The 6759-nt window shown below is 73.2% G+C and carries 7 protein-coding genes; all 7 read left to right on the top strand.

The genetic code is table 11. From position 1 onward, the window contains the following. The first annotated feature begins 25 nt into the window (after positions 1–25). The 7 genes from AC08OP_RS12260 (at position 26) to dnaN (ending at position 6747) form a co-directional block, all read left to right on the top strand. The gene (locus tag AC08OP_RS12260; protein ID WP_476614308.1) at positions 26–301 is read left to right on the top strand and encodes a hypothetical protein; all 276 of its coding nucleotides are present in this window, start codon (positions 26–28) and stop codon (positions 299–301) included. A gap of 82 nt (positions 302–383) precedes the next feature. Next, on the top strand, positions 384–1811 hold the full coding sequence (locus AC08OP_RS12255) for a glycosyltransferase family 4 protein (protein WP_476614307.1): 1428 nt from the start codon (positions 384–386) through the stop codon (positions 1809–1811). Positions 1812–1893: 82 nt separating this feature from the next. After that, positions 1894–3024 (top strand): glycosyltransferase family 4 protein, encoded by a 1131-nt coding sequence (locus AC08OP_RS12250; protein WP_476593615.1) that lies wholly within the window; start codon positions 1894–1896, stop codon positions 3022–3024. 134 nt (positions 3025–3158) lie between these two features. Next, entirely contained in the window at positions 3159–4079 is a 921-nt protein-coding gene (locus tag AC08OP_RS12245) for a glycosyltransferase family 2 protein (protein WP_476614306.1), read from the top strand. Positions 4080–4296: 217 nt separating this feature from the next. Continuing rightward, on the top strand, positions 4297–5163 hold the full coding sequence (gene manB, locus AC08OP_RS12240; protein ID WP_476614305.1) for a mannose-1-phosphate guanylyltransferase: 867 nt from the start codon (positions 4297–4299) through the stop codon (positions 5161–5163). Further along, entirely contained in the window at positions 5109–5327 is a 219-nt protein-coding gene (locus AC08OP_RS12235; RefSeq protein ID WP_476614304.1) for a hypothetical protein, read from the top strand. Before manB ends, AC08OP_RS12235 begins: the two co-directional genes overlap by 55 nt. Positions 5328–5475: 148 nt before the next feature. Continuing rightward, entirely contained in the window at positions 5476–6747 is a 1272-nt protein-coding gene (gene dnaN, locus AC08OP_RS12230) for a DNA polymerase III subunit beta (protein WP_476614303.1), read from the top strand. Positions 6748–6759 lie beyond the last annotated feature (12 nt).

Raw genomic sequence — 6759 nt, 5'->3', positions numbered from 1 at the left:
CGCCCGCAAACGGGAGGGCTGAACGATGGCGTCCGCCGGCCGGTCGGCACGCCCGGGCCCCGGCCGTGAACCGCGCCGGCAGCCGGAGCACGGGCCGCGGACGGGCCCGCCGCCGCCCCCCACCTCCCTGCGTAACCAGCGCATCCTCGCCGTCGTCCTGACCGTGCTGCTGTTCGGGCTGATCGTGGCCGGGACGGGTGCCGGGTTCGCGCTCTTCGGCCATCGGGGCTGGGGATACCTGGTCGGCGGGATCTCCTGCGCCGTGATGGCACTCGCGGCCCTGCGCGCCTGCGGCCGCTGACCCCGCCGGCCCACCGGCCCCGGCTGTCCGGGGACCGGGCCGGCTGCCCGGGAATGGAGGAGGCAGGGGCAGACTGTGACCCGTGCGTGTGGGTTTCCTTGTCGAGCAGCTGCTCGCGCCGGTTCCTGGCGGGACCGGGCGCTACTCCGCCGAGCTCGCGGCGGCGCTCGCCCGCACCGCCGCCCCCGAGGACCGGGTGACCGGGTGGTGTGCCGGGCGCCGGGAGGTCGGTCCGGCCGTGCTGCCCGGCGTCTTCGGCCCGTTCCGACTTGGTCTGCCTCGCCGCGCACTCGCCGTGGCCTGGGCGCGTGGCGTGGGTCCGGCCCCGACAGGGGTGGACGTCATTCACGCTCCGACCCTGCTGGTGCCACCCGCGGGTGGTACCCGGGGGTTCGTGACCGGTTCGGTGGCGGACGCCCTGCGCGCCCTCGACGACCGGACCGGTTCTCGGACCGGGTCCCGGCGCGGGCGACGGTCCGGTGGCTCCCGGCGTTCTCCGGATTATCGGCGCTCTCTTGGTTATCGGCGCTCTCCTGGTTATGTGGACTCATCTCCACCTTCCGGACTTTCCGGCGCGCCGCCCCGTCCGTCGCTGGCTTCCTGGGCCTCCGGAACCGTCGCGCCGGCCCTGGGCGATTCCCTGGACCGGCGCCGGCCGCGCCCGAAGCTCGTCGTGACGATCCACGACGCCGTTCCCTGGACGCATCCCGAGACCCTGACCCCGCACGGGGTCCGGTGGCACCGGCTGATGGGCGAACGGGCCGCACGCCACGCCGACGCGATCGTCGTGCCGACGCTCGCGGTGGCGGCCGAGATCGCCCGGCATCTGCCGATCCCCGAAGACCGCCTGCACGCGATCGGGGAGGGAGTCGCCGACGCCGTGGTCCGGGTTCCGCCCGATGCCGACGCCCGCGCCGCGCGGATGGGGCTACCCCCTCCAGGGCGTTATCTACTCACCCTCGCCACGCTCGAACCCCGTAAGGGCCTCGACACCGCGCTCGCGGCGCTGCGACGACCGGGCGATCCGGGCCTGCCGTTGGTCCACGTCGGCGCGACCGGCTGGGGTGGGCTGGACGTGCGCGCGGCGGCGGCCAGGCACGGTCTGGGCGCGGACCGGGTGCGCACCCTTGGGCGGCTCAGTGACGAGGATCTCGCCGTGGTCCTGTCCCGTGCGGGCGTACTGCTCGCGCCGAGCCGGTCGGAGGGCTTCGGGCTGCCGGTCGTCGAGGCGATGGCGCACGGTGTGCCGGTCATCGTCTCGGATGCCCCCGCGCTGGTCGAGGTCGGTGGGGACGCCGCCGTGGTAGTCGGGGTGGACGACCCGGCCGCGCTGGGCGCCGCGGTGGCGAAGGTCATGGGCGATCCGGGCCTGCGGGGGCGGCTGTCGGAGTCTGGACGCCTTCGTGCCCGGTCATTTACCTGGAAAGGGGCAGCACTGGCGACGTGGGCGCTCTACCGTCGAGTCAGCGGTTCCCCCGCCGTGTCCGTCGCCGACGACGGGCGGGCGTAGTGTTGCCCCCGTTGAGAAGCAAGCGGTCACCGTGAAGCAAGCGACCACCCCGTCGCGGGTGGCGCGTCAGGGAGGGAGCGCCGTGGGACCCCGGGTGCTCGTCGACGCCACTTCGGTCCCGGCCGACCGTGGTGGCGTGGGGCGTTATGTCGACGGGTTGGTCGCGGCGCTGGGCGCGACCGGCGCGGACATGGCGCTCGTCTGCCAACGGTCGGATGAGGAACGCTACAGCCGGATGGCCCCACACGCCACCGTTCTGTCCGGGCCGGCGGCCATCGCCCACCGGCCCGCGCGGTTGGCCTGGGAACAGACCGGGCTGCCACTGGTTGCCGAACAGGTGAATGCCGATGTCATCCATTCACCGCACTACACGATGCCGTTGCGGGCGCACCAGCCCGTGTGCGTGACGATTCACGACGTCACCTTCTTCACCGAGCCCGACATGCACACCGCGGTGAAGGGCACGTTCTTCCGGTCCGCGATGCGCACCGCGGTGCGCCGGGCGGTCCGGATCATCGTCCCCTCGAAGGCCACCCGGGACGAGCTGGTGCGGGTGCTCGACGGGGAGCCGACGACCACCGACGTCGCCTACCACGGCGTCGACACGTCGACCTTCCATCCGCCGACCGAGGAGGACAAGCGGCGGGTGCGCCGCCGGCTCGGGCTCGGCGACTCGCGCTACGTCGCGTTCCTCGGGATGTTGGAGCCGCGCAAGAACGTGCCGAACCTCATCCGGGGCTGGGCCGAGGCGGTGCACTGGCGGGACGAGCCGCCCGCGCTCGTCCTGGCCGGCGGCTCCGGCTGGGACGACGACGTCGATGCCGCCGTCGCCTCGGTGCCGAGCCACCTGCGGGTGATCCGGCCGGGTTATCTGCGCTTCTCCGACCTGCCGGGCTATCTGGGAGGTTCGTCACTGGTGGCGTATCCCTCGCACGGTGAGGGCTTCGGGCTGCCGGTGCTGGAGGCGATGGCCTGCGGCGCCCCGGTTCTCACCACGCCGCGCCTGTCGCTGCCGGAAGTCGGCGGCGATGCCGTCGCCTACACCCAGCCGGACGCCGGCTCGATCGCCCGGGAGATGGGCGCCCTGCTCGATGACGCCGAGCGGCGCAGGCAGCTCGGTCAGGCCGGTCTCGCCCGGGCCCGGGAGTTCACCTGGGCGGCCAGCGCCGAGGCGCATCTCGCGAGCTACGCGCGGGCGGTCGCCGAGCGCTGAGGCGCCCGTCGGCCCGGCCCCGGGGCGAGGAACGCCGCAAAGGGCGCGCTACGGTCTCCTCGGTGCAAGGTGCCGTGCGTCGTCACGGGAACGTGTCGGGCGACCAGCGGTGGGCGAGAACGGGCGGGCGAGACATGGGTGTGGATCCGGAGATCCGGGTCGTCGTCGTGACCTTCCGGTCCGGGGAGGTGATCGGCGCCTTCCTCGACTCGCTGGCGAAGGCGACCACGCGGCCCTACGAGGTCGTCGTGGTGGACAACTCGCCGCACCTCGACGAGGGCACGAGGGCGGCCGCCGGGCGGGCCGAGGTGCGCCTGGTGCGCCCGGGTCGCAACCTCGGCTACGGCACCGCGGCCAACCGTGGTGCCGCCGGAGCCCGCGGGCCCTGGCTGGTGATCTCCAATGCCGACATCTCCTTCGCGCCCGGTGCGGTCGACGAACTGATTGCCGCGGCCGACCGCTGGCCGGGGGGCGGGGCCTTCGGCCCGGGGATCATCAATCCGGATGGGGCGCTCTACCCCTCGGCCCGGGACCTGCCCTCTCTCGGCCGCGGGGTGGGGCACGCCTTGTTCGGCTGGTGCTGGCCGACGAATCCGTGGACGGCCTCCTACCGGCGGGAGCGGGGCCTCCCCCGGGAGATGACCGCCGGCTGGTTGTCCGGTTCCTGCCAGCTGCTGCGCCGGGAGGCGTTCGAGGCGGTCGGCGGGTTCGACGAGTCCTACTTCATGTTCATGGAGGACGTCGACCTCGGCCGCCGCGTCGGCGAGGTGTCCTGGCGGTCGGTGTACGTGCCGTCCGCGGTGGTCGAGCACCTCGGCGGGCACTCGACGAAGCGGTCGTCACGGCGGATGGTGCTGGCTCATCACCGCAGCATGTTCCGCTACCTGTCCCGGCAGTACCCCGGCAACGCGCGCGCGCCGCTGCGGCTGCTGCTCGGGGTCGGTCTCGTGGTCCGGCTGCTGCTCGCGCTGATCTTCGCCCGGGACAGCGCGGGGGCGAAGGCGACCCGTTCCGCCGATCTGCTTCCCCGGGGCGGTGCCGCGCGGGGCGCCTGAGCGGATCGCGGCCGGCCGATGGCCGGCAGTCGAGTCGCTGGTAGTTGAGGATGTCCTGGATGTCCGAGATGTTTGGGATATCCGGGCGGCTCGGTGACCCCCGGTCCGACGCAACGTGTCGAAACCATGGCATGCCGTTCGTCGTATGGTCCCGACCCCGATCCGTTTTCAGCGCCCACCGCGTGTTCTGCGACACTGACGCCCCATGGACGCAGTGATGCTTGTCGGCGGTCAGGGGACCCGCCTGCGACCGCTCACGATGTCGGCACCGAAGCCGATGTTGCCGGTCGCGGGGGTGCCGGTCACCGCGCACATGCTGGCTCGCGCGCGAGACGCGGGAATCGACCGGGTGGTGCTCGCCACCTCGTACCGGGCGGAGGTCTTCGAGGAGTACTTCGGGGACGGCTCGGCGCACGGACTCCAGCTGGAGTACGTCACCGAGACCGAGCCGATGGGCACGGGCGGCGCGATCCGCAACGTGGCCGAGCGGCTCCACGGGGGACCGGACGATCCGGTCGTGATCTTCAACGGTGACATCCTCGCCGGTCTGGACCTCCAGGCCCTCGTCGCGCGGCACACGGGGACCGGCGCGGCGGTCACCCTGCATCTGACTCGGGTGGTGGACCCGCGTGCCTTCGGGGTCGTGCCCGTCGACGACGATGGTCGCGTCACCGCCTTCCTGGAGAAGACCCCGGACCCGCCCACCAATCTGATCAACGCCGGGTGCTACGTGTTCCGGCGGTCCGTCATCGACACGATCCCGACGGGACGACCGGTCTCGGTCGAGCGGGAGACCTTCCCGGGACTGCTGGCCGCCGGCACGACGGTCATGGGTTACCCGGATGACACCTACTGGCTCGACCTCGGAACTCCCGCGGCGTTCGTGCAGGGCAGTCGCGATCTGGTGACCGGCCGGATGGCGTCGTCGGCGCTGCCGGGGCCGGTCGGGGACTGCCTGGTGCTGCCCGGTGCTGTCGTGGCCGCCGACGCCAAGTTGGCGTCGGCGCGGGTGCCGCGATCGACGGTGCCGTGCTGTTCGACGGTGCGGTCATCGAGGCCGGGGCGGTCGTGCGGGACAGCGTGATCGGTCGGGACGCGGTGATCGGCTCCGGTGTCGCGCTCGACGGGGTGGTCATCGGCGACGGGGCACGGATCGAGCGAGGCAACGAGCTGCGGTCCGGGGCGCGCGTGTTCCCCGGAGCCGTCCTCTCGGCGGGCGCTGTGCGATTCAGCTCGGACCGCACCTGAGCGCAGCCGACCGGTTGCGGGCGGCGGCGGACCACTGGTAGCGCCGCCGCCTCTCCTCACGACGCGGCGGCTGCGGCCCGTCCGGGCGGAACAAACACCGCCCGCTGAATGCGGCGATTCCGCGCCGTGGCCGAGGACAATCGCACTCATGAGGTTCAGCGTGGAACGCGACGCGTTCGCCGACGCGACCGGCTGGGCCGCTCGGCATCTACCCAACCGGCCGGGCCCGGCCCGGAACGTCCTGACCGGCATCCTGCTCACCGCGGGCCATGGCGCCCCGGCGTCGGCGCCCGCCGCGGTTCCCCTGCCGTCGGGTTCCGCGGCGTCTCCCGGTTCCGCGGCGTCTCCCGGTTCCGCGGCGCGCCAGGGGCCGGCCACGGCCTCGGTCCTGACGATCTGCGCGTACGACACGGAGGTGGCGGTGCGGGCTCCGGTCGCGGCCTCGGTGGACGAACCGGGGCGGGTGCTGGTGCCCGGCCGGCTCCTCACGGACATCGTGCGCAGCCTGCCCGCGACGACGGTCGGCGTCGTGGTCGACGGTGACCGGCTGGTCCTGCGCTGCGGCAGCGTCCGTTTCACCGTGCCGTTGATGGACCCGGGCGAGTACCCGAAGCTCCCCAGCTTTCCCGGACCGATCGGCGAGGTGGACACGCTCGGGTTTGCGTCCGCGGTCGGTCAGGTCGCCCCGGCGGCCGGCCGGGACGAGACCATGCCCGTGCTCACCGTGGTCCGGATGGAGATCTCCGGGCGCGGGCTGACCCTCGCTGCCACCGACCGGTACCGGCTCGCGGTACGCGGCATACCCTGGCAGCCGACAGTCGACGATCCGTGGGCGCTCGCGCACGTGCCCGCCAAGGTTCTCGCCGAGGTGGCCCGCACGCCGACGTCGGCCTCCCGCATCATGATTGGCCTGGACCTCGACGATCCGTCCGGCGCCCGGCTCGGCCTCGCCGCCGGCGGCCGGCAGACCATCGTCCGACTCATCGAAGGGACGTTTCCCAACTACCGCAAGCTCCTGCCCGAGGCGGCCGCGCTCGTCGTCACCGCGCAGACCGCGGCGCTCGCCGCGGCGGTCCGCCGGGTGGCTGTCGTCGCCACCCGCACCGGGCCGCTGCGGTTCACGTTCACCCGCGACCAGGTCGTCGCCGAGGCCGGGGACGGCGGTGGCGCACAGGCCAGCGAGACGATTCCGGTCGAGTACGCAGGTCCCGAGCTCTCGGTGCTGTTCAACCCGTCCTACCTGCTGGACGGGCTCGGTGCCGTCGAGGACGATCAGGCGACGATCGGGTTCGTCGACGCCGATCCGGCCGAGGCCGCCGCGAAACCCGCGGTGCTCACCGGCAAGGACAGCGGCCGCGGCGCCGTCGACGAGGGCGCCTACCGCTACCTGCTGATGCCGATCCGCCACGGCGGGAGCTGACTTGTCCTGTGC

This window comes from Frankia sp. CeRuru1 (genome assembly GCF_977966315.1).
The sequence above is the reverse complement of the archived record's forward strand: the minus strand, read 5'-3'. Positions and strand labels throughout refer to the sequence as shown.

Coding starts and splice junctions, on each gene's coding strand:
- AC08OP_RS12260 (WP_476614308.1), top strand. CDS start 26: ATGGCGTCCGCCGGCCGGTCGGCACGCCCGGGCCCCGGCCGTGAACCG.
- AC08OP_RS12245 (WP_476614306.1), top strand. CDS start 3,159: ATGGGTGTGGATCCGGAGATCCGGGTCGTCGTCGTGACCTTCCGGTCC.
- manB (WP_476614305.1), top strand. CDS start 4,297: ATGCTTGTCGGCGGTCAGGGGACCCGCCTGCGACCGCTCACGATGTCG.
- dnaN (WP_476614303.1), top strand. CDS start 5,476: ATGAGGTTCAGCGTGGAACGCGACGCGTTCGCCGACGCGACCGGCTGG.